35 protein-coding genes are annotated in these 17,958 nt (G+C 40.7%); 18 read left to right on the top strand and 17 right to left on the bottom strand.

Going from position 1 to position 17,958, the window contains the following annotated elements; all coding sequences use genetic code 11:
* Positions 1-117: 117 nt before the first annotated feature.
* Genes AC4CUX_RS15265 through AC4CUX_RS15205 form a run of 13 tightly spaced genes read right to left on the bottom strand, consistent with a single transcriptional unit; the run spans position 118 to position 5,660 of the window.
* Positions 118-675 carry a hypothetical protein gene (locus AC4CUX_RS15265; protein ID WP_148826319.1) on the bottom strand — a complete coding sequence of 186 codons (558 nt, stop codon included), beginning with the start codon at positions 673-675 and terminating at the stop codon, positions 118-120.
* Positions 672-1,076, bottom strand: coding sequence for a DUF559 domain-containing protein (locus tag AC4CUX_RS15260; RefSeq protein WP_490792630.1), 405 nt, complete (start codon positions 1,074-1,076; stop codon positions 672-674). The genes AC4CUX_RS15265 and AC4CUX_RS15260 overlap by 4 nt, the downstream gene beginning before the upstream one ends.
* Positions 1,054-1,314 (bottom strand): hypothetical protein, encoded by a 261-nt coding sequence (locus AC4CUX_RS15255; protein ID WP_490792516.1) that lies wholly within the window; start codon positions 1,312-1,314, stop codon positions 1,054-1,056. Before AC4CUX_RS15255 ends, AC4CUX_RS15260 begins: the two co-directional genes overlap by 23 nt.
* Positions 1,307-1,723: a hypothetical protein gene (locus tag AC4CUX_RS15250; RefSeq protein WP_490792515.1), complete on the bottom strand. Its 417-nt coding sequence runs from the start codon at positions 1,721-1,723 to the stop codon at positions 1,307-1,309. The genes AC4CUX_RS15255 and AC4CUX_RS15250 overlap by 8 nt, the downstream gene beginning before the upstream one ends.
* A complete protein-coding gene (locus tag AC4CUX_RS15245; RefSeq protein ID WP_490792514.1) occupies positions 1,716-1,946 on the bottom strand; it encodes a hypothetical protein in 231 nt (76 codons plus the stop codon). The genes AC4CUX_RS15250 and AC4CUX_RS15245 overlap by 8 nt, the downstream gene beginning before the upstream one ends.
* Positions 1,943-2,200 carry a hypothetical protein gene (locus AC4CUX_RS15240; RefSeq protein WP_490792513.1) on the bottom strand — a complete coding sequence of 86 codons (258 nt, stop codon included), beginning with the start codon at positions 2,198-2,200 and terminating at the stop codon, positions 1,943-1,945. Before AC4CUX_RS15240 ends, AC4CUX_RS15245 begins: the two co-directional genes overlap by 4 nt.
* A complete protein-coding gene (locus AC4CUX_RS15235; RefSeq protein WP_490792512.1) occupies positions 2,197-2,946 on the bottom strand; it encodes a hypothetical protein in 750 nt (249 codons plus the stop codon). The genes AC4CUX_RS15240 and AC4CUX_RS15235 overlap by 4 nt, the downstream gene beginning before the upstream one ends.
* Positions 2,939-3,877 (bottom strand): YdaU family protein, encoded by a 939-nt coding sequence (locus tag AC4CUX_RS15230; protein ID WP_340874112.1) that lies wholly within the window; start codon positions 3,875-3,877, stop codon positions 2,939-2,941. The genes AC4CUX_RS15235 and AC4CUX_RS15230 overlap by 8 nt, the downstream gene beginning before the upstream one ends.
* Positions 3,874-4,230 (bottom strand): hypothetical protein, encoded by a 357-nt coding sequence (locus tag AC4CUX_RS15225; protein ID WP_131230307.1) that lies wholly within the window; start codon positions 4,228-4,230, stop codon positions 3,874-3,876. Before AC4CUX_RS15225 ends, AC4CUX_RS15230 begins: the two co-directional genes overlap by 4 nt.
* Positions 4,227-4,535: a hypothetical protein gene (locus tag AC4CUX_RS15220; RefSeq protein ID WP_094148391.1), complete on the bottom strand. Its 309-nt coding sequence runs from the start codon at positions 4,533-4,535 to the stop codon at positions 4,227-4,229. The genes AC4CUX_RS15225 and AC4CUX_RS15220 overlap by 4 nt, the downstream gene beginning before the upstream one ends.
* Positions 4,532-4,828 carry a hypothetical protein gene (locus AC4CUX_RS15215; RefSeq protein ID WP_490792511.1) on the bottom strand — a complete coding sequence of 99 codons (297 nt, stop codon included), beginning with the start codon at positions 4,826-4,828 and terminating at the stop codon, positions 4,532-4,534. The genes AC4CUX_RS15220 and AC4CUX_RS15215 overlap by 4 nt, the downstream gene beginning before the upstream one ends.
* Before the next feature lie 42 nt (positions 4,829-4,870).
* On the bottom strand, positions 4,871-5,371 hold the full coding sequence (locus tag AC4CUX_RS15210) for a phage regulatory CII family protein (RefSeq protein ID WP_159151754.1): 501 nt from the start codon (positions 5,369-5,371) through the stop codon (positions 4,871-4,873).
* A 58-nt stretch (positions 5,372-5,429) separates the two neighbouring features.
* A complete protein-coding gene (locus AC4CUX_RS15205; RefSeq protein ID WP_058952049.1) occupies positions 5,430-5,660 on the bottom strand; it encodes a Cro/CI family transcriptional regulator in 231 nt (76 codons plus the stop codon).
* A gap of 125 nt (positions 5,661-5,785) precedes the next feature.
* Between AC4CUX_RS15205 and AC4CUX_RS15200 the strand changes: the two genes are divergently transcribed.
* The 3 genes from AC4CUX_RS15200 (at position 5,786) to AC4CUX_RS15190 (ending at position 7,267) form a co-directional block, all read left to right on the top strand.
* Positions 5,786-6,511 carry an XRE family transcriptional regulator gene (locus tag AC4CUX_RS15200; RefSeq protein WP_151837172.1) on the top strand — a complete coding sequence of 242 codons (726 nt, stop codon included), beginning with the start codon at positions 5,786-5,788 and terminating at the stop codon, positions 6,509-6,511.
* Positions 6,512-6,555: 44 nt separating this feature from the next.
* Positions 6,556-6,882, top strand: coding sequence for a hypothetical protein (locus AC4CUX_RS15195; protein WP_151837173.1), 327 nt, complete (start codon positions 6,556-6,558; stop codon positions 6,880-6,882).
* Positions 6,883-6,985: 103 nt separating this feature from the next.
* Positions 6,986-7,267 carry a hypothetical protein gene (locus tag AC4CUX_RS15190; RefSeq protein ID WP_151837174.1) on the top strand — a complete coding sequence of 94 codons (282 nt, stop codon included), beginning with the start codon at positions 6,986-6,988 and terminating at the stop codon, positions 7,265-7,267.
* A gap of 5 nt (positions 7,268-7,272) precedes the next feature.
* Here AC4CUX_RS15190 and AC4CUX_RS15185 read toward each other — a convergent pair whose 3' ends face one another.
* Positions 7,273-7,638 carry a hypothetical protein gene (locus tag AC4CUX_RS15185; RefSeq protein ID WP_490792510.1) on the bottom strand — a complete coding sequence of 122 codons (366 nt, stop codon included), beginning with the start codon at positions 7,636-7,638 and terminating at the stop codon, positions 7,273-7,275.
* Positions 7,639-7,844: 206 nt separating this feature from the next.
* Between AC4CUX_RS15185 and AC4CUX_RS15180 the strand changes: the two genes are divergently transcribed.
* The 11 genes from AC4CUX_RS15180 to AC4CUX_RS15130 all read left to right on the top strand — a co-directional run bounded on the left by AC4CUX_RS15180 (position 7,845) and on the right by AC4CUX_RS15130 (position 12,470).
* The gene (locus tag AC4CUX_RS15180; RefSeq protein WP_490792509.1) at positions 7,845-8,273 is read left to right on the top strand and encodes a hypothetical protein; all 429 of its coding nucleotides are present in this window, start codon (positions 7,845-7,847) and stop codon (positions 8,271-8,273) included.
* Positions 8,273-8,578, top strand: coding sequence for a hypothetical protein (locus tag AC4CUX_RS15175; RefSeq protein ID WP_201951001.1), 306 nt, complete (start codon positions 8,273-8,275; stop codon positions 8,576-8,578). The genes AC4CUX_RS15180 and AC4CUX_RS15175 overlap by 1 nt, the downstream gene beginning before the upstream one ends.
* 12 nt (positions 8,579-8,590) lie before the next feature.
* The gene (locus AC4CUX_RS15170; RefSeq protein WP_490792508.1) at positions 8,591-9,718 is read left to right on the top strand and encodes an ATP-binding protein; all 1,128 of its coding nucleotides are present in this window, start codon (positions 8,591-8,593) and stop codon (positions 9,716-9,718) included.
* The gene (locus AC4CUX_RS15165) at positions 9,715-10,392 is read left to right on the top strand and encodes a 3'-5' exonuclease (protein WP_490792507.1); all 678 of its coding nucleotides are present in this window, start codon (positions 9,715-9,717) and stop codon (positions 10,390-10,392) included. Before AC4CUX_RS15170 ends, AC4CUX_RS15165 begins: the two co-directional genes overlap by 4 nt.
* Positions 10,389-10,622: a hypothetical protein gene (locus AC4CUX_RS15160; RefSeq protein WP_094148750.1), complete on the top strand. Its 234-nt coding sequence runs from the start codon at positions 10,389-10,391 to the stop codon at positions 10,620-10,622. Before AC4CUX_RS15165 ends, AC4CUX_RS15160 begins: the two co-directional genes overlap by 4 nt.
* Positions 10,622-10,966: a hypothetical protein gene (locus tag AC4CUX_RS15155; RefSeq protein WP_490738470.1), complete on the top strand. Its 345-nt coding sequence runs from the start codon at positions 10,622-10,624 to the stop codon at positions 10,964-10,966. The genes AC4CUX_RS15160 and AC4CUX_RS15155 overlap by 1 nt, the downstream gene beginning before the upstream one ends.
* Positions 10,966-11,130 carry a hypothetical protein gene (locus tag AC4CUX_RS15150; protein WP_490792506.1) on the top strand — a complete coding sequence of 55 codons (165 nt, stop codon included), beginning with the start codon at positions 10,966-10,968 and terminating at the stop codon, positions 11,128-11,130. The genes AC4CUX_RS15155 and AC4CUX_RS15150 overlap by 1 nt, the downstream gene beginning before the upstream one ends.
* A gap of 78 nt (positions 11,131-11,208) precedes the next feature.
* Positions 11,209-11,538, top strand: a complete 330-nt coding sequence (locus AC4CUX_RS15145; protein WP_490738421.1) for a hypothetical protein — start codon at positions 11,209-11,211, stop codon at positions 11,536-11,538.
* On the top strand, positions 11,510-12,037 hold the full coding sequence (locus AC4CUX_RS15140; protein WP_490738420.1) for a hypothetical protein: 528 nt from the start codon (positions 11,510-11,512) through the stop codon (positions 12,035-12,037). Before AC4CUX_RS15145 ends, AC4CUX_RS15140 begins: the two co-directional genes overlap by 29 nt.
* The gene (locus AC4CUX_RS15135) at positions 12,030-12,191 is read left to right on the top strand and encodes a hypothetical protein (protein ID WP_490738419.1); all 162 of its coding nucleotides are present in this window, start codon (positions 12,030-12,032) and stop codon (positions 12,189-12,191) included. Before AC4CUX_RS15140 ends, AC4CUX_RS15135 begins: the two co-directional genes overlap by 8 nt.
* Complete coding sequence (locus AC4CUX_RS15130; RefSeq protein ID WP_125280172.1) at positions 12,192-12,470, top strand: DNA-binding protein; 279 nt, start codon at positions 12,192-12,194, stop codon at positions 12,468-12,470.
* Here AC4CUX_RS15130 and AC4CUX_RS15125 read toward each other — a convergent pair.
* Positions 12,467-13,486, bottom strand: a complete 1,020-nt coding sequence (locus tag AC4CUX_RS15125) for a tyrosine-type recombinase/integrase (RefSeq protein ID WP_125280173.1) — start codon at positions 13,484-13,486, stop codon at positions 12,467-12,469. The two genes, AC4CUX_RS15130 and AC4CUX_RS15125, sit on opposite strands and share 4 nt — an antisense overlap.
* A 281-nt stretch (positions 13,487-13,767) precedes the next feature.
* Between AC4CUX_RS15125 and tusD the strand changes: the two genes are divergently transcribed.
* The 4 genes from tusD to AC4CUX_RS15105 are packed head-to-tail and all read left to right on the top strand — an operon-like array spanning position 13,768 to position 15,149.
* Positions 13,768-14,136 (top strand): sulfurtransferase complex subunit TusD, encoded by a 369-nt coding sequence (tusD, locus tag AC4CUX_RS15120; protein WP_279691383.1) that lies wholly within the window; start codon positions 13,768-13,770, stop codon positions 14,134-14,136.
* A 44-nt stretch (positions 14,137-14,180) separates the two neighbouring features.
* Entirely contained in the window at positions 14,181-14,531 is a 351-nt protein-coding gene (locus tag AC4CUX_RS15115) for a hypothetical protein (RefSeq protein ID WP_279691385.1), read from the top strand.
* 10 nt (positions 14,532-14,541) lie between these two features.
* Complete coding sequence (locus AC4CUX_RS15110) at positions 14,542-14,823, top strand: DsrH/TusB family sulfur metabolism protein (RefSeq protein ID WP_279691387.1); 282 nt, start codon at positions 14,542-14,544, stop codon at positions 14,821-14,823.
* Positions 14,824-14,837: 14 nt separating this feature from the next.
* Entirely contained in the window at positions 14,838-15,149 is a 312-nt protein-coding gene (locus tag AC4CUX_RS15105) for a TusE/DsrC/DsvC family sulfur relay protein (RefSeq protein WP_078389733.1), read from the top strand.
* A gap of 2 nt (positions 15,150-15,151) precedes the next feature.
* Here the strand turns inward: AC4CUX_RS15105 and AC4CUX_RS15100 are convergent, their stop codons facing one another.
* On the bottom strand, positions 15,152-15,640 hold the full coding sequence (locus AC4CUX_RS15100) for a winged helix-turn-helix transcriptional regulator (protein ID WP_078389734.1): 489 nt from the start codon (positions 15,638-15,640) through the stop codon (positions 15,152-15,154).
* A gap of 134 nt (positions 15,641-15,774) precedes the next feature.
* Positions 15,775-17,916, bottom strand: a complete 2,142-nt coding sequence (mtlD, locus tag AC4CUX_RS15095; protein ID WP_279691390.1) for a bifunctional mannitol-1-phosphate dehydrogenase/phosphatase — start codon at positions 17,914-17,916, stop codon at positions 15,775-15,777.
* Positions 17,917-17,958: the final 42 nt, after the last annotated feature.

The raw sequence follows: 17,958 nt of genomic DNA, 5'->3' as shown, positions 1-17,958 counted from the left end.
CCATCGTTTGATGAGCTTTTAAAGCTTGGTCTCGGATAAACCGTAATACGACCAGTATAGGAATAAGATACCCTAGTTAGCAGAATAATGCTAACTTATTTTTATAGCGCCAAAATACTATGCCTCAAACTCCTTGTATGTGGCACGGCGGTACTTATCAATTGCTTCTGATGCTTCCTTGATTGCCATTTCTAATGCAATTACCATAAGGTTTTCGTAAGGCTTCCATGTTTGTCGATAAATATTAGCAGGCATCTGAATAGTTGAAATTCCAGCAACAACTTCTAATCGGCCCTTGGATGTAAAATTGTTTTCGTAATCAGGATTTAGTGCAAAAACTATCACCATCTTTGCTACTTGCCATGATAGGTGGTAAATCGCAATTTGCTCAGGCTCGCGCTTCTTATCTGCATACGCAGCATCCATCATAATTTTAGCCAAATGATTACGAATGTACTCAAAGTCACTTACTGAACACTCACCATAAACAATAACTGAGGTTACCGACTTCGCTAGCTGGGTATCCATTGTAGCAATGGCACCTAAACGATCTTCGTAGTTCAAAGGCTTCTCCCCAGTGCCATGAGCTTGTGGCTCAAAGTTTGGCGACTTCGCAGTAATGCCATGAGTCAACCATTCAAATTGTTCAAATTTATCTGCCATAACTGCATTCATCCCAAATCCCCTACCATCTTCTCTATTTGCTCAATCGCTTTGCCGCTTTTCACTTGCTCGGTGCTAAACCGTATTACCTGATAACCCATCATTGTTGCTGTGTTGTATTTCTCTAAGTCTCCTAAATAACCCTTTCCCCTTGTATGTCTGCCATTACTCCAGATCCCTCCTTCCACTTCGACCAATACCTTTTTGCCCTTCAAATGAAAATCAGCTCTCCATTTACGTGTAGGATGAAACTTAAACTCCTGCTCAAACTCAACCTTTAAAGCTCTCAGAGCTGTGGCCAATATCACCTCACCCTCACTAACAACACGCTGTTTCTTGACCGATCCGGGACGTTTAGCTCTACGTTTTGGTTTGTAGATTCTTCGATATTCAGCGAGGGAGATGCTGGTCACTTGCACCTCGCTCCAAAACGATCTTCACAGCCTCTACCACCTGTTCGCATGTCCAACTACTGCGTGAAGAAAGACCATTCACACCGTGAAGCATTCCTGAGATTTTTCGCATTGATGTTTCAAATCGATCTTTCCTAACAACATCACCCGTTCCATCAAACTCTAAATCTTCTAGCTTGGAATCCTTAAATTGAGGTAAACGAATATCACGCTCAGTAACTTGATCTTTATTACCCATGTTCACCCACCCGATCGATTACGGTTTTAATGGCCTTCAATGTCATATCTTGATCAGTGGAATCACGTAAAAGATCAGCAATCATCAAAACTTTAGACTTGTACTTTTCAGCAGTCTTTTCCGCAGATTTCCACTTTCGATCAACTCGGGTGTCATGCTTAATCAACTCATTATGTTCTTGCTTGAGCTGGATATAACACTGCTCCATGTTGTTGAGCTGGGTTTTCAGGTTGTCGATGATGGCTTGTTGGTGCTTAACACCCTCCATAAACCCCTTAAACCTTGCTGCATAATTACTTGCATAAGGGTCAATCAACATGTATTCCGTTTGGGCGTAATGGTCACCACAGCGAGTAATGCCTTTAGGGATAGGATTGCTTTGCTCAAACAAATCTTGTAATTCACTCATGCTCAATCACCTTCGTATTTGGAGACACGTGATTCCGAATATCACTGCAAGTATCAATGCGGTCGTGGTCAGCAATGGCTTTGCGAATGTCGTCCAAGCAAGTAATATTGAGTTTGCTCCCCTTACTGGATGCTGCATAAACACTTAGCTCAAAACAAAAACCTTGTGCCCACTCAGGCGCTCCATCCACAATTTCCCGCATTTGTTCGATTGTTAAATTCATGGCTGCACCTCAAATAACCGTTTAGCCTTTTCTGTAGCCTTAAGGCTCATAGGGCTCTTGCTGTTTGTCTCCAAATACCCTTCCGCTAAAAGCTGATTTACAAAAACATTGGCATTACGTGGTGATATTTCCATCCATTCGGTAACTTCTTTCAAACTGGTTCGTCCAGACTTCTGAATGATTTTCTTTAAAACCAGCACCATGCGTTCGCCTTGTTTCACGGCTTGTTTTGTACTGAATTTCTGCTGCTTCACACTTCACCCCCAACACGATTGAATCCATTGGCTTTCATTGCCTGATACTCATTTGGATTATCAAAAGGATCTGGCCACTCGTTTTGAACCCGCTTCGCAGCTTCACTCACCTCAAGCTTTTGAGGTTTCGGAATTTCACGATTACGGACATTCAGTTTTCGCTTTAGGTTCTCCAGCTGCTGGCGTGCAATATCGTTGGTCACGGGTTTGTGGCTTGGATCATCACCAGTAAATCCACATTGAGCAATTGCTTCTAGTAATTCATCCGCCTCATTGCGCTCCTTAGCCTCAGATATGATTCGCTTGTAAACACTGCTATAAACTTTATAAAACGTATCTGTTGAACCTAAATATCCATAAGGCTTTACAACTTCATCAAATGCTTGTTTTGCAAATTTATTGATTTCATGAGATCGATTCTGTTTTTCGTAAGTCAAAGCCTGCAACCAAGCCTCATCATGGCTTTGGTATTCATACTTACCTAAACACCAATCTTTAAATTCGTTTACGGATGGTGGCCAAGCTGAAGTTTCAAGACGAATCAGTCCCCGATTAAATTGATCAAAGGTGATACCTGAAAGCTTCTGGACAAACTTATCAATCACCTGCCCCTTTTTTAAGCCTGACCATTGATCTGTAAAGCGTTTACCGTATGACAAAAGCATGTCTTCAACCAGCTTGCGCGCATCTTGCTCACCAAACTGTTGGACAGAATGATCTTGATTTTGTGTTAATTCATTACGCATATTTCACACCCTCCACTTCATGAACATCTCGAATTGATGGAGTGTCTTCACCACCAATTTCAGATAGCCACTCATTGACCTCACCCTGAGTTCTATTTCCTGCGCTTGATTGAGATTTTGGTTTTTGAGATGTTGATTGTGTTTCACGCTGACGTTTCGTAGCATCCTTGTTGTTTTGAATCCATGTGTACCACTTGACCAACCATAGACTTGGTGTGTTCTTGGATTCTTCACCCTTAGCTGAGAAGAAATCACCAAAGTTGGTAAACATAGAAATCAAATCTTGGATTTGAACTTCACAGAATCTTTGTCTTCCAAGTTCAATAAAATCGTTTTGGAGTGAGTATTGATTTACGCATTCGAGAATTGAATATCGCTTATGGTCTTCAGATTTGTATTGTGAAAACTGAATTGCTGGTAATGGAAAATTTTCCTCACACGTATTACTACTACTATCAATAATATTGGTTACTGGTTCATGGTTTATGGTTAGTTGCTCGTCCGTTAAATTCTCGTCTAACGGATTTTCAACGGTCGTTGAACTTTCGTTATTCGTAAGCTTAACTTGTGATGAACCACCATTGGGGTCTTGTTGCTTTTTCGCTGCACGCTTTTTAGCAGATGCTTTACCTGCCTCACTCGCTTGTTTACGTTTTCCGTGGTATTCAGCAATTTCACGCTCACAACGATTGTTGATATAAAGACCATCATTCAACGTGAAAAACTCATCTAGCACATATTGAAGAGCTTTTACTTGCTCATCAGTTGAGCATTGAACACGGCGAGCCAAACGATCCAAATTTGAAGCATCAAGGGGTTGCTCTGTGTCGTAATACATATCCAGTAAATCACGATAAATAGCACGCTCAACCAAGCTCAAATGGCGAGTCGCATTGTTGAAATCCCCAATATGATGTTGGTAATAGTTCATTTAGCTTCCTCCAATTTGACTAAGCCACGTTTTTCCAACTGACGAATAATTCGAGGTTCGACAAATTGATTGTTGATCTTGTACCTGGTGCGTGACTTTTCTTTCACCTGGATAAGTTGGGTACCTTCTTGCATTTGGCGACGTATCGCTATGGCTTGCCCCCCCATTTGGGTTGTATGCTCAAGAATGAAATAAGCTTCCTGAGCCTCAATAGCTTGGTTCATGACTGATAAGGGCATTGCGGCAAGTTCTTTAGGTGTGTATATCTTCACTGGATCAAGCAAAGGGATCATCACCTCGATAGGTGCTGGAGCTTGAACATCTTTCTGCCCACGTTTAGCTGAATATCTCACTGAGCACCCCCTTTTTCGATATTTTTAATAAAGCGGCCAAACATAAAAATATGACCTGCTCGATGTAGGCTTGAAATAATTTCACCTGCATACCAAACTGAAACATGATGTTCATTGATCAACGTTTCCATAAACTCTTCACGGGTGACGGCAGCATTCTTTTCATCACCCTTGATCTTGCGAAGATTTGCCCTACGGATCTCCAGCAATCCATCTAATGTGCGGAGTGCTGGCTCGTACCATGATTGAAGCTCAATCACCTGCTTATGCTCAGGCTTCTTTTGAATGGCCTTGTTGGTAATCATGGAACCTCCGCTAAGGCTTGTTCTGCATCTGTTAAACGGCGCTTTAATTTCAGCTCCAATGTTGTTGCATGACGGACCTCTGTTGGATCTACAACCACAACGATCACACCATTCGTTGTAACGCCAATACCACCCAACGAGGTTATGTACTCAACGGAAAGTAAATCGCCTGTATCAAAAGTACGATTCACAAGAGTCACTGGAGCGATTAGCACCACCGTATCCCCTTGTAAGAAATCGTTATTTAAATTGTCTTGAATTGCTTGTTGTGCTAAATTTGTTCTCATATTCATTGGTTCCGATAATTAATGAATTGAAAAGCCTGATTTCTGCGATCAGGCTTTTTCTTTTTGAGCATTTGCTGTGTACTTCTGCATTTGCTTAAGCGCTGCCTGATCCACGGCGGTAATCAACTCGATCAAGCCCTGGGTAATCTGGTGGATCTCTTCGTATTCCGCTGGTGTAATCACCCCATCCTCATAAGCCTCATACACAACTCGGTTTGCTTTCCCGCTCTTAATGTTGTGTTGCATCATTGCTTCAAAGATCGATAGCTCATGATGTTTGCTTGAGTCACAATCCACTGGTACTAATGCGTATCCCATCTGATGCGCCCACACCTTTAAAATTTCAGGGTTCTGCGTATACATCATGATGGTTTCAAGCTTCTTTAAGCTCGGTAAATGGTTTGGCATCCCTACGTTGCCGTAGTTGCATATGGTGTTATGCGAATCACCAGTGACCTGAGCAATTTCCTTTGGTGAAATTCCCTTTGTCTGGTTAATCATTTTAAAAATTGCCGTTTGAGCTTCACGGCTTAGTGTTATTTCTTGCATTTGTGAAATCCTTTATTTGTTTCACGTTTCTTTGAAGGTTTGACAAAGTGATAATTGGTTATATTGCCAATTGCTTGAAATCATTAAGAGATGGACATAACTCAACCGCTTTGAATTTTCCATCTGTCGCCGCCTGGGCTCTCATCGCAACGATCTCAGACATTCTTTTTGAGCCTCGCACCCAGCCAGACACTGCTGGTTGTTTGACCCCAAGGGCTTTTGCTGTATTTTCCTGCCCACCAAAATGGGTTACGAGCAACTGGAAAATATTATTTGTGGTGTTACTCATAGTTATATCCTCACTAGATATAACCAATATTATAACTATAGTTATTTTTAGTCAATAACTATAACTATTTGAACTCATATAACCAAGGTTATATATTTGTTATTAAGATTTTGAGGTTCTGAAAGATGGAATTAAAAGACAGACTTAAGCAGTCAAGAAAGCGTGCGGGGAAAACCCAAGCAGAAGTAGCGGAAGCTGTGAAAATGTCTCAGCCTGCATATCAAGCCTTAGAATCTGGTCGAAATCTGAAATCATCTTTCCTTCCACTGATTGCTAATTTTTTAAATGTTGACCCTCTATGGTTAACAACTGGTAGTGAATCAACTCCAGAAAAAAGCAATGCCGATATATCTGCGATGGAGGTTAATATCTATCAATCTGGCGATCCCGTTCCAGATGGATACGTAGCTATTGATTATTATGATGATGTATTTGTGAGTGCTGGCAATGGCTACTTAAATTTAGAAAAGCCAAGCAACAATAAGATGCTTTTCCCTGTTGATCTAATTAAGGAATGTAATGTTCAACCATCCGCAACCAAGGTAATTCACGTTCGCGGCGAAAGCATGTTTCCTAAATTAAAAGATGGACAGGCCATATCAATTGATATGTCTGCTAGAACCATTTACGACGGGGAAATTTATGCTTTTCAGGTTGGGGATGATACAAAAATTAAATACTTGTTTAATTGGAGTGACGAAGGTAAGGGTGGCTTTAAGGCTGTCTCAGCAAACCCTGATAAAAATCAATTTCCTGACGAGTACTACTCCCCTAGCAAAATAGAATCAGAAGGTATAACCATATTAGGGCAGTACTGGTGGAAACAGGTTGTAAAGCGAGTTCGACGCTAACAAAAGCCGCTATATGCGGCTTAATCACGTAATGAGAATGATTAATGAGTAAAGAATACAATAACATTGAGCTGAGCAAATATAGCGAGCTAAGCAGTGATGAACAAACTGCTATTCATGAAATGCTTATCTCATATGTACGCACAGATCATTTCTACAATATTGTCTTACTCCATGATAGTGAGCCTTACGACCTGGTCAAACTTGTAAGTATTAGCTTCGAGAATCAAGATGCTGCAATCTGGGTTCACTTCGAGACCATTACTGCTGAGAGACTGACTATGCCTTTAGACTTTATTTCAAGAATAGAGTTATGTAATCACGAAGAACTTTTAAATACTGCGAAGCTGGGCCGGTATGAGTTTGTTTAGGTTATCTCTGGATGTTTATAAAGTAAGTCATCAGTGACTTTGAAAAAGAATAAAAGCTGCGAACCCGACGCAGTCCTTAAGAATAGATCGGGTGGAGAATTAAGTGAAAATTGAATTTCAATATTTGGCTAAAGATGCTGATAGACCTGACAATATAACGCTATCCGATGCTGGATATGAAGTGGAGCAAGGAGAACCAATTCCCTCTATAGGTGATTGCATTATGATCGACCTTTGCAGCCCGTTAGAAGAAAGAGGAAATTTTGCTCATTTTAAGGTTATTGCGCGCCACTTTATGTATTTATCATCAGGGCATCAGCAAAAACACATGATTATTGTTGTCGCAGATGCTGACGACACCCCTGAAAATAATTATAGAGAGTGATTCATCTATAATATTGAGAATAAATCTTCGAGTAATGCATTCACTGGATCGCGCTTATTATTCTCAGAATAACTTAGAAGTTGGCTTTTATAAGCACGGAGCTGTTGATGCATTGGATCATTTAGAACGGTTTGAAGCAAGTCTTGTCGTTTTTTATTTGTCTCAACACCGACGAGAGTATTGTCACAAACCACTTTTACGGTCTGATGCATAGCATTTAATCGTTCGGTGCTCACTACTGCGCTAGAGAATACAAACTCCTCAGCTATTTTGATTTGCTCTTGAATAACAACTGGGTTTTGTGTTGTAGCCACTAAGGCTGTATACAAATTTGCTCGAAACTCTTCTTTAGTCATTAAAAAAAACTCCATCCAACCCACCCCAGCGGTGGGTTTTCTTTTGCCTATTAAAACATAAAAATTCTTACAACTATAATTTTATATAACTTTAGATATATTTTATTTGATTTTCTATTGACTATAAAAATAACTATAGTTATATTTATCTCACAGACATTAAAAAAGCACTCAAGACTTCGAACCCTTTGAGTGCTTTTACAGAAACTGCGAGATCAATTATGAACAAAACCTTATCCCCTTTCAATACCATCAAGATATCTCTTGGTGTAGCTGCTGTAACAATAGGCGTGCTTAGCTGTGGGTTTAAAACTGCACCTCAGGCTGCTCAACCTATCGTTGCCAACGTAGCACCTTCTGAATATCAACTCCTTGCATTACGCATGACTGGTGATAACCACGGCGAAGCGATTATTCGTTTAGATGGTTTCCGCGTTACTGCACGTTTTGAAGTTGAGGCATTTCCTGACAGCTACGGCGTACCAGGTAGTGAATTCACTGCAGTAGACGTAACCAGCCTTGATGAAGTGACCGTTTCAGATGCCTTAGGCAATCCATACAACGACTTCACAAACCATATCGACCATCAGAACTTCAATGCCCTCATCAAAGGCTATATCGAAAAACATCGTTTAGTGGAGGCGGGCTAATGACTACTTCTACTCAAAAGTTTTCCGAGTTCATCAGCCAAGATGACGAAGGCAACATCCGTATGCGTCTAGGCCATTCAACCTACTTTGAAAAAGGTCGCCATATCTATGTGGTCAATAAGGATGGTACCGAACAGTTAATCACGCTTGAGGTTCACGCTGCTAAGTCTTGGATCCGTGAAAACTTTGAACGTGAACGAGTTTTCCGACAAAGAAAAACTATGGCTATTCGTCTTCAGAAGTCACTTACACGCACTTATCCAAAATCATTTAAACGAGCTAAAGGCTCACTGTTCTGGGCATAAGGGGAAATAATCATGGCCATACCTATTATTCCAGCAGACCAAGCATTAAACGTAAGTGCGATTATTACTTACATTTATGCAGATCCGGGGCTTGGTAAAACGTCTTTAGGATTCACCGCAGATAAAGCCATTTCATTTGACTTTGACCGTGGTGCACACCGTACTGGTGAACTTCGTCGCGGAGCTGTTGTTCCAGTTCAGCAGTGGTCAGATATTGAAAACATTACTGAACAAGACTTAGCACCTTTCAATACTGTTGTTATTGATACCGTGGGCGCAATGCTTGAATCCATCAAGACACATTTGCTTAAAACAGCGAATAACCGTCAGCAAGATGGTGCACTCAAGTTAAAAGCCCAGGGCTTAGCAAACATGAAGTTTAAGCAGTACATCAATACGCTTTTAAGTTTTGGTAAGGATGTCGTCTTTATTGCCCATGCCTCAGAAGACCAAAGCGGTGATCAGGTCATCTACCGTCCTGAGCTTGGTGGCAAGAATCGTAATGAGCTTTATCGTATTGCAGACATCATGGGTTATTTGACCACTGTAACTACTGGTGAAGGTAAAAATGCGAGAGTCATTAACTTCAAGCCATCCCCAACACACCATGCGAAAAATTCAGGTGCTTTAGGTGGTGAGACTGGTGAGGTTTGGGTACCTGATCTTAAGTTACACCCTACTTTTCTTGCAGACTTAATTGCAGATGCGAAGACTCATATCAACACGCTTACCCCTGCTCAAATTGCATTAAATAAAGCACTTGAGGATTTGGATAACTGGAAACAAAGCTGCGAAGAAGCAGTTTATGCAAGCGACTTAAATCACCTGACCGAGACCCTAAAGCTAGACAAAGAACACACTTATTATCAAAACATGCGTCAAGCAATGCTTGCTCGAGCGAAAGTACTCGGCTGCACATTCGATATACCCCGCGATACATGGATAGAACCTCCTGAATTTAATGGGATATCAGAAGCCCTACGGGATGAATTACAGGAATTTATAGACCAGTGTGGATTAGATGTAAAAACAGCTTGTGAACACTTGGGTATAGATTCTCTTATGGAAATTGATTCAACCCAAGTCCAGAAAGTAATGAAAGAACTTGAAGAATTAGCAAAATCAGGAATCAGCCAATGAGCGCATTAATCCTAGACACAGAAACTCACGACTTGAATGGTTACCCAATTGAGATTGCTTACGCACCTTGCTCTTTTGAGCAAGGGGTGTTGGTAATCAACCAAGAGCAAGTTTTTGATGAGTACTTCTCATGCCCTGAGCCTATCGCTCTGGGTGCTTTAGCAACGCACCACATTCTTGAAGCTGATATTGCTGAAAAGCCAAGCTTTGACACATTCAAGATGCCTCAAGATGTCCAATACCTAATTGGACACAATATTGACTATGACATTAAAGCTATTCAGAAATGCCAGCCAGACTTCACTGTCAAAGGTATTTGCACGTTGGCTTTATGTCGCATGGTATGGCCTGAATTGCCACACACATTAAGCGCAATGTACTACCACGTTATGGATGATTTGGAGCTTGCACGAAAACACCTTCGACATGCCCACAATGCTAAAGCAGACATCTATTTCACTGGTGTAATTCTAAAAACATTAGTAGAGCAGTTGGGCATTAAAGACATGAATTCGCTTTTCATCATGTCAGAAACTGCCCGTATACCGAAGTACATAACTTTTGGGAAACATAAAGGCGCAGCAGTTAAAGACCTTGATCCAAGTTATGTGACTTGGTTGCTACGTCAAGATGACTTAGATCCTTACCTCCGTAAAGCATTGGTGACTCTATGAAAAAAGCAACTCTTGTCCACCCACTCATGAGTGAAGCATTTCTGATTTGGCTAGCGAAGCTTGGATACAAAGGTGTGGCGCGTGCTGGTGTTATCTCTTTTTACCACGAGATCAACAATCGAAACTTTCCACGTGGCGTTATGATTTTGGAAAACGGTCGATTAAACAGACCAGCTGCCAAATTATTTGAAGAATTTAAGAAACATGATCCATTTAATGAGGTGGCGTGATGGAAGATAACAAACTAGAGCCAGCTGAAATTGTGCGCAGTGAAATGGGAACTTGGACACATCCAGTTTATTCAAAATACATGAATGAGCATCTGGAAAACGAAGAATACGTAAGTCGTGAAGAGTGGGAAAAATTTAAAAGCCACTTTGGTGTAGACACTGTGATGTTCTGGATGGAGAGCCTTGTTAATTATGATGATTGGGAAATCATGATGGATGATTGTGATATCACCAAGTGGGACCCGATTGCACCAAACGGCTTTTTCTTAATTGATATCAATTTTAGTGAAGATGATGCCTATGCTATTTTCGCTCGAAATAAACGTGAATGCGAGGTTGCGTGATGGAAGTGCATGAGAAACGAATTCTACTTGAGGCTATTGAGATTTTAGTAAAGCGCCCTGCTCAAGCTGATGAAACAACATTAGGTAATGCAATTGGTTATTTCACTAAATTGATTGAATCAACAACAGGCGGTCAATTGACGATTGTGCCAGTGGTTAAATGAATATTTCGAGCAATTATTTGCGCAATTTAAACAATAAATCAGGATTTCGCGCAGATATTTGCTCAGCGAGGTGAAGTGATGGATGTTCAAAAACAAGATGATTTAATCAAAGAGGCTTTTGAAATTGAAGCAGAGGAAATTGGTTTCTGCTTAGATCAATTATGGGGAGATTATGAAAACCCTTATGAAAACAGTGATACTGCCCTAGCGTTTAATTTGTTTAAAAAAGGTTGGTTAGCCAAAACCCAAGCGGTGCCGGAAGGGTTTGTTTTGGTTGATAAGCATCAACTTGCTCAACTTATGGCAAATATGGACAGTTTTGGTAAAAAAGCACTTGGTGACGATTATGTGAGTTTTGCAGATATTGCAGAAGTATTGGATGAAGCACGGGAGCCAGCCAATGACTAAGCAAACCTGTTTTTACAAAATTGAAGATACTGAAACCTTGGCGAAAATTGATGCTTTTATGGATAAGCGTGATGCTTTTTATGAGCAAGTTACAAAGCTTTGTAAGCACTATGGTTTTGAAATGCATCAAACGCATGACAGCATTCAAAATGGTCTTCGTTTCTTCAACATGTCGGCAGACCCAAAGGCTGAAATTGACAAAACAAAATGGAAAACATCAAAGCATAAAAGTGGTTATTTAGCTATTTTGCCTCGTGCTACTGCCAAAGAACACAAGGCTGAATATGATGCCATGAAGCCAAAGTCTATGACTTACGATGAGTTGAACAAGATTATTCTGGCTGAAGAAGTCCTGCCTTGGGGTTCTGGTTATGGCTTGTCTTGGAAAAAGGGCGAATATTTTAAGTTCGAAACATCGCTAAAGGTTGCGCCAGTAGCTATTGAGATTCTGGGCAGTGAGTATCGAAAAGCTGATGTGGAGGACAAGGCCAATGACTGAAATTCAACAAACAAATGTCGACAAAGAATTAGAGATCAATAAGCAAGTAAACCTGATCGATCAGTTCATCCAAAGCGGTGAATTTGATAAGGCTTTTAAAGATGTGTTTGGGTTACCTGAAACGGTAGTAAAAAGTTTAAAGGAGGTGTCTTGAATGGCTCGTTACACCATCACTGTTGAAGCCGAAAGACCGCCTCAAATCATGTTAGGTCAGACTATTGGCGGTGCAACAGTGAAGGAGCTTAAAGAGGTTGATGTCGAATTGGTTTCAGCTTCTCACCTAGCTCAGAAATACAACTTGTCAGTGACCACGATTCGGGAAAAATTAGCCCCGATTAATCAAGGCACACAAGGCAAGGCGCTATACAATCCACGCCTTGCACATGACTTGCTGACCGTGAAAGTTAAAAGAGGCAGACCGAGAGCTAATTAGCTCTCACTGTCATTAAACATTTCCACCAGGTCTTGAGCATCTGGATTGTAATAAGTGTTCACCAGCATCGAAATCGTCTTGTGGCCTGTAATCTTGGCCAACACTTCTACCGGTAATTTCCTTACTTTCACCATTCTTGTAATAGCTTCATGTCGCGAGTCATGGAAGTTGATATGCGGCAGCCCTGCTCTTTTCTTAGCTCGAACCCATGTGGCGCAACATTGATCTTTATCAATTGGCAAAAGTTGATTATTGGTTTTAGGCAGTAATGATAAAAGTCGTTTCGCTTCCTTAGATAATGGAACGTTTCGGGATTCACCATTTTTAGTCATCGGTAAATGCACAAAGCCTTCTTTAATATCCTGTCTTTTCATGGCAAGGATTTCACCCTGACGCATTGCGGTTTCCAAAGCAAATAGGAATGCCCAGGCTACATAATGACGTGATGTTTCAGGTGTGGTGATTCCATCCCAACTTAACGCCTTGAGCATTAAAGCCTGATCTTCCTCAGTGATACGCTGACTTCTTGATTTTTCTTTGCCTGGCATCGTGACTGAATGCCACACATTGGAATCAATCAGAAATAGTTCTTTCATGGCATAAGTGAACACGGCTGAATAAATCGCATGCTCATTCCTGAGTGTTGCCACCTTTACTTCTTTCTTACGGTTATTTCGCCATTCTGCAATATCGGCAGGCTTAAAGTCATAAATAGACTTGTCTGCTAAATTTGGTGCAATTCGATCAAGGTTTTTTATTTTGAAATTGATTGTTCGTGCGGATCGCATGTGTCGACCATGCTCTTGATAGTATTTGGCGCATAGATCCCGAAATGGATAAGCAGGCTTTTCACCTTGTTCGATTGCTTTTTTGTTAGATCGAAGCTCGGACAATTTATCCATCGCCCAAAGCTCACATTCTTTTGCAGAGTCTTTGGTAGTCGAATAACGCTTATTTTGATAAGTCACAGTGATGCGCCAGCTGTTGCCGCGCTGAATCGGTTTGGGTAGTTTCATTTCTTGGTGCAGATTTGGTGCAGATTGCTTTTTATTCTATCTATAAAGTAAAAAAATAAAAGGAAATAGAGGGGATTTTGTGCAGATATGTCAGAGGTTTAGTGATGGTATTTGATTGATACATGGTTTTAAATTATTGTTTTTATTAGTTTAATTTTATTTTTACTTTTAATTTTTGTCTTATTTTTAGAAAAGATCATCTAAAATCATTGTATACTACCTTTTTATTATGAAGTCCGAATGTACCAAGCAAGCTTTGGACATTCCTCTAGTGAAGTTTGATGAGTACTTTATTACTAATTACCTCCGCACCGAGTTCAATTCATGCATGGCATGCTCTAGGTTTAGCGCAAGCACTGCATGGGAAAAATGAACCCTTTCGAGTGTTTTTCTACCAAGATGCTGTTCAAGTTGCCAATGCCCTGCAATGGGTACCTGACGACCAACGGAATCTATGTTCTGAGTGGCAAAAACTCGCCATTCGCCTACCCGTTTGTGTAAGTGCAGCCTTAGCCCGAGGAATTACCAATGCCGAAAACGCACAGCGTCATCAGTTAGCACAGCATAATCTTGCTACAGGTTTTGACTTGGTAGGCCTAGGGGAACTGGCCGATGCTGTTCAGTCTGCAGAGCGCTTAATTCAATTCTAAGTGCTAAGTTTTCAAGAATTTGTTGCTTTTAAAAGGTATATTGTGTGAAATCTGTACTGGTTATTTTAACCCAAGCCAATTTGAACTCTTTGCAAGTGCATGAAAGCCTGTCTGCAACGATGGTTCTTGCGACTTTTGGCTGTGAAGTCAAAGTCCTATTACAAGATGCTGCACTCAGCTTATTAAACAATACTCAATCATTTGAACCCTTAAAACATGCGTTTAAACTGGCTTCAAACATGGTTGATAGCTTTGAGTTTTATGACTTAAGCCCAATTTGGATTGAAACCAAGAATCAAGCTTCTGCTTTTGTTCAAGAAACAGAGCAAGAAATCGAATATGTTGAACTCAATGTCAATTTAATACAGCAGTTTGACCATGTATTGTATTGGTAAGGAGACAACTATGAGCAAAACACTTTATCTAGTGCAGTCTCCATTTTCCGCGACGGAACAAGCGCTGAGTAAGTTACAAAACCTGTATCAATCAGGGGATGATGTAGTTTTAATGGGAGATGCAGCCCTGTATATAGAGCATACTTTTATTCAGCAGTTGCCTTGTATATTTGTGCTTGAGCAGGATGCTGAAAATATAGCTGCTATCCATTCGAGTAACCTACAAACCATCAGCTATGCTAGGTTTGCTGAGCTATGCTTAAACCATAGTCGTTGTATCAGTTTGAAATAATTTTGAGTGTTTAGATGAATTTAGAATTAGACCAAGATGGTCATTTGGTTGATTACACCATTTGGAATCAAGAGGTTGCAAAAGAGCTAGCAAAATCTTTAGAGCTTGAATTGACTGATTGGCACTTTGAAATCCTCATGGCAGTACGTCAGTTTTACCAACAGTTTGGACACTCACCTGCAACACGTCCACTGATTAAGTTTTTAATGAAGACAGTCCGTGCAGACATCAATAATGCCATACTACAAGAAAAGTTTAATACTGGGCTTGTAGCGCGCCATCTGAGTCGTTTGGCAGGCGTGCCAAAACCTGCAAACTGTTTATAAACTTAAGCTTGTTTAACGTCTGATTGAACAGCTAAAGCATCGACATAAACCTGTGTCGGTATCGCTTTGATGTCTTTGGCATGTATGGCATCACCACATTCGTTACAAACCAAATGTGGCTGAATGCTATGCCCACAGGTTTTATGAATAAATTGCACGGGACGACCTAAGCCTTCGTCCATCCATTGATCGGCCCATATTGCCATGGACATCAGTACTGGGTATAAAGCCAAACCTTTTTCAGTCAGACAATATTCAAAGCGCTCTTGACGATCTGTATAGGGTCTTTTCTCCAAAATATCATGTTCAACCAAACGCTTTAAACGCTCAGAAAGCACATGACGAGTGACACCCAAGTTTTGTTGAAAACTTTCAAAACGGCGTGCACCCAAGAATGCATTTCGTAAAATCAACATCGTCCACCGATCGCCAATCACTGACAGCGTTCGTGCAATTGAACACGGTTGTTCCCCGATCTCATCCCATTTCATTGTAAAAAAACCAAGTCTCTCTTAGGTCTAACGTTAAAAGATTTAAGACCATAAGAAAAGCTCTTTTTACCCAGCTTTTCTTATGGTGTTTCCACATTTTAGTCGGCTCAAAGACATCTGAACGTCATGAAGGCTTAAGCACAGCTCATTTCAGCCTTTTGAGGTTGGTCAGGGATCATAAAGTCTTCCATTCCCAGCTCACCTTTTTGATATTCATTGAGACGTTTTTGAATAACATAATACAGCGCCTTTTTGTGCGCTTTTGACAGGTTCATCTGTTGAAGTTGTTGCTTCAAATGCCCTAACAACAGATCTATGGGCTGTTCCTCTTCTTCCATCAAATACAAATAGCCAAAGATCGCACCACTTAATAGTGCTTCAAAAGAAAATCCATGCGAGACATTGTACGCGACCGATGAAAATACACGTTCAAATGCACTCAACTTACGCAGTGGATCACGCCCAACCCGACTACATGGATCTTTATAGGCATACTGGCAAGACTGATCAAAACTTCGGGCTAAGCGCGTTAAATCATTTTTGCGTTTTGGCAGGTAATGCGTCAGACCCTGCGTTACTTCTGCAAGCAGTTTTTCAACGTAGTACTGTACTCGCGGGTCGCCCATCGCTACACCAATGGTCTGATGCCCGAGTAGGCTTGCATACCATGCAGTCATGGCATGTACGCCATTCCATAAACGGTTTTTAATAAGTTGAATATCTGAAATTTGATCTACCAAGATCATTTGACGCATTTTACTGAGTAAGGGACTTTTGTTTTCCACATAGATCGGCATATCCATTTCAGCATTGAAAAGAATTAAATCCATATGTTGTAAAATATGACTCGGTTGAAAATTTTGTCTTAAATCTTCTACATATTCACTGGCACGGCGCTCTTGTTCTGCACTCAGTTTACTAACATCTTCAACTTCAATTTGATTACTCTCGTCATCAAGTTGATATTGCTTAAAAATATTGTATTTAATGCATAATTGACGATATAGATTTTTATCGCTCAGCTTAGACACCATACGGTTCACCACCGTATCGCAGAAATAGTGCTGCTCTAAAATAAAGTCAGCAACAGCATGGTCTGTTAACTCTACCAATGTTTTACGCACTTGCTCTAGAACCAACTGCTTAGCACCAATTTTATTTAAGATAATTAACAGCGTCAGTGGAGTTTTAACTTGCTCGTCTTGCGCCAGATAGCGTGCATAGAGGCCCTGTGCAATGGTTGCAGCTTCACTGGCTAATGCATTTTCAGCTAAACAAATCGCAATTAAACTCGACTCGACGTACATGGCATGCATTTGCTGTAAATCTTCAGCATCGATAATATGCATATTTTCAATACGTTCATCATAAGACACTTGTCCATAACGTATGCAATATGCGCCAAAAGCATTTACGGCTGAACGGTATAAACTGTTACGTGTAGACGCATAGATTTTTTTAGGACGCGTATAGCCATCCCAATGCGACAGGATTTGTGCAATATAGCCTCCGCCAATGGCACCAAATCCATGAATCCCCACAGTTAGTTGATTTAAAGTTTGAGGAAAGCTTTCTTGTAAATTAGACATTTCCAGATGTGAGCTGTAGATATCTAATTCCGTTAGATAGTCATACATATTTTCAAAATAATAATTGGCATGTGCCAACATGCTTGCATTGGGTTCTTTAATATCTTTGAACAGTACACAGATTCCCCCAGCATCATGTGCCGAGCGGATACCATTTTCTGAGTCTTCAAACATGAAACACTGCGCAGGTTCGAGGTTCAGTTTTTGCGCTGCACTTAAGAAAATTTCAGGATGTGGTTTCCCCTTTTCAACCTCATCACCACAGACCAAAACATCAAAAAACTTATAAACATTGGCATTGATTAAATACTCTTCAGCAATCGCTCTTCGACTAGAGGTCGCCACAGCCATACGTAATCCTGCTTTACGTAAGCGTTCTAGAACTTGTACCAAACCTTTTTTAATCGGCACACCATATTGGCGCACTGTTTCTAATTCTAATTCATCTGCCCGTTTACGAATCTCTGCATAGGGAACTTCCTGTCCATATTGCTTTTGCGCCAAGGCTTCCGCACTTCGGGCGCTTAAGCCTAAACATGCCATAAGGTAGGCATCTGAAAACTCGACCCCAATTAGCTCTTTGGATGCCTGTTTCAAGGTTTGAAACCGTAAACGCTCGGTATCAAACATTGTTCCATCCATGTCAAAAAGCGCACCGTGCACAATATCATTCTTAAATTTAAACATTTAGCCTCCGTTTTTATGTTTGCACTTAGACTATACAAAAAT

It is taken from the genome of Acinetobacter sp. 231_lipA (assembly GCF_058243005.1).
This window is presented reverse-complemented; position numbering and strand designations above follow the sequence as displayed.

What these genes read in the sequence shown, in the direction of transcription:
- AC4CUX_RS15265 (WP_148826319.1), bottom strand. Translation starts at nt 675, where the DNA reads ATGAATGCAGTTATGGCAGATAAATTTGAACAATTTGAATGGTTGACT.
- AC4CUX_RS15255 (WP_490792516.1), bottom strand. Translation starts at nt 1,314, where the DNA reads ATGGGTAATAAAGATCAAGTTACTGAGCGTGATATTCGTTTACCTCAA.
- AC4CUX_RS15250 (WP_490792515.1), bottom strand. Translation starts at nt 1,723, where the DNA reads ATGAGTGAATTACAAGATTTGTTTGAGCAAAGCAATCCTATCCCTAAA.
- AC4CUX_RS15245 (WP_490792514.1), bottom strand. Translation starts at nt 1,946, where the DNA reads ATGAATTTAACAATCGAACAAATGCGGGAAATTGTGGATGGAGCGCCT.
- AC4CUX_RS15235 (WP_490792512.1), bottom strand. Translation starts at nt 2,946, where the DNA reads ATGCGTAATGAATTAACACAAAATCAAGATCATTCTGTCCAACAGTTT.
- AC4CUX_RS15230 (WP_340874112.1), bottom strand. Translation starts at nt 3,877, where the DNA reads ATGAACTATTACCAACATCATATTGGGGATTTCAACAATGCGACTCGC.
- AC4CUX_RS15220 (WP_094148391.1), bottom strand. Translation starts at nt 4,535, where the DNA reads ATGATTACCAACAAGGCCATTCAAAAGAAGCCTGAGCATAAGCAGGTG.
- AC4CUX_RS15215 (WP_490792511.1), bottom strand. Translation starts at nt 4,828, where the DNA reads ATGAATATGAGAACAAATTTAGCACAACAAGCAATTCAAGACAATTTA.
- AC4CUX_RS15210 (WP_159151754.1), bottom strand. Translation starts at nt 5,371, where the DNA reads ATGCAAGAAATAACACTAAGCCGTGAAGCTCAAACGGCAATTTTTAAA.
- AC4CUX_RS15205 (WP_058952049.1), bottom strand. Translation starts at nt 5,660, where the DNA reads ATGAGTAACACCACAAATAATATTTTCCAGTTGCTCGTAACCCATTTT.
- AC4CUX_RS15200 (WP_151837172.1), top strand. Translation starts at nt 5,786, where the DNA reads ATGGAATTAAAAGACAGACTTAAGCAGTCAAGAAAGCGTGCGGGGAAA.
- AC4CUX_RS15195 (WP_151837173.1), top strand. Translation starts at nt 6,556, where the DNA reads ATGAGTAAAGAATACAATAACATTGAGCTGAGCAAATATAGCGAGCTA.
- AC4CUX_RS15185 (WP_490792510.1), bottom strand. Translation starts at nt 7,638, where the DNA reads ATGGAGTTTTTTTTAATGACTAAAGAAGAGTTTCGAGCAAATTTGTAT.
- AC4CUX_RS15180 (WP_490792509.1), top strand. Translation starts at nt 7,845, where the DNA reads ATGAACAAAACCTTATCCCCTTTCAATACCATCAAGATATCTCTTGGT.
- AC4CUX_RS15175 (WP_201951001.1), top strand. Translation starts at nt 8,273, where the DNA reads ATGACTACTTCTACTCAAAAGTTTTCCGAGTTCATCAGCCAAGATGAC.
- AC4CUX_RS15170 (WP_490792508.1), top strand. Translation starts at nt 8,591, where the DNA reads ATGGCCATACCTATTATTCCAGCAGACCAAGCATTAAACGTAAGTGCG.
- AC4CUX_RS15165 (WP_490792507.1), top strand. Translation starts at nt 9,715, where the DNA reads ATGAGCGCATTAATCCTAGACACAGAAACTCACGACTTGAATGGTTAC.
- AC4CUX_RS15160 (WP_094148750.1), top strand. Translation starts at nt 10,389, where the DNA reads ATGAAAAAAGCAACTCTTGTCCACCCACTCATGAGTGAAGCATTTCTG.
- AC4CUX_RS15155 (WP_490738470.1), top strand. Translation starts at nt 10,622, where the DNA reads ATGGAAGATAACAAACTAGAGCCAGCTGAAATTGTGCGCAGTGAAATG.
- AC4CUX_RS15150 (WP_490792506.1), top strand. Translation starts at nt 10,966, where the DNA reads ATGGAAGTGCATGAGAAACGAATTCTACTTGAGGCTATTGAGATTTTA.
- AC4CUX_RS15145 (WP_490738421.1), top strand. Translation starts at nt 11,209, where the DNA reads ATGGATGTTCAAAAACAAGATGATTTAATCAAAGAGGCTTTTGAAATT.
- AC4CUX_RS15140 (WP_490738420.1), top strand. Translation starts at nt 11,510, where the DNA reads ATGAAGCACGGGAGCCAGCCAATGACTAAGCAAACCTGTTTTTACAAA.
- AC4CUX_RS15135 (WP_490738419.1), top strand. Translation starts at nt 12,030, where the DNA reads ATGACTGAAATTCAACAAACAAATGTCGACAAAGAATTAGAGATCAAT.
- AC4CUX_RS15130 (WP_125280172.1), top strand. Translation starts at nt 12,192, where the DNA reads ATGGCTCGTTACACCATCACTGTTGAAGCCGAAAGACCGCCTCAAATC.
- AC4CUX_RS15125 (WP_125280173.1), bottom strand. Translation starts at nt 13,486, where the DNA reads ATGAAACTACCCAAACCGATTCAGCGCGGCAACAGCTGGCGCATCACT.
- tusD (WP_279691383.1), top strand. Translation starts at nt 13,768, where the DNA reads ATGAGTACTTTATTACTAATTACCTCCGCACCGAGTTCAATTCATGCA.
- AC4CUX_RS15110 (WP_279691387.1), top strand. Translation starts at nt 14,542, where the DNA reads ATGAGCAAAACACTTTATCTAGTGCAGTCTCCATTTTCCGCGACGGAA.
- AC4CUX_RS15105 (WP_078389733.1), top strand. Translation starts at nt 14,838, where the DNA reads ATGAATTTAGAATTAGACCAAGATGGTCATTTGGTTGATTACACCATT.
- AC4CUX_RS15100 (WP_078389734.1), bottom strand. Translation starts at nt 15,640, where the DNA reads ATGAAATGGGATGAGATCGGGGAACAACCGTGTTCAATTGCACGAACG.
- mtlD (WP_279691390.1), bottom strand. Translation starts at nt 17,916, where the DNA reads ATGTTTAAATTTAAGAATGATATTGTGCACGGTGCGCTTTTTGACATG.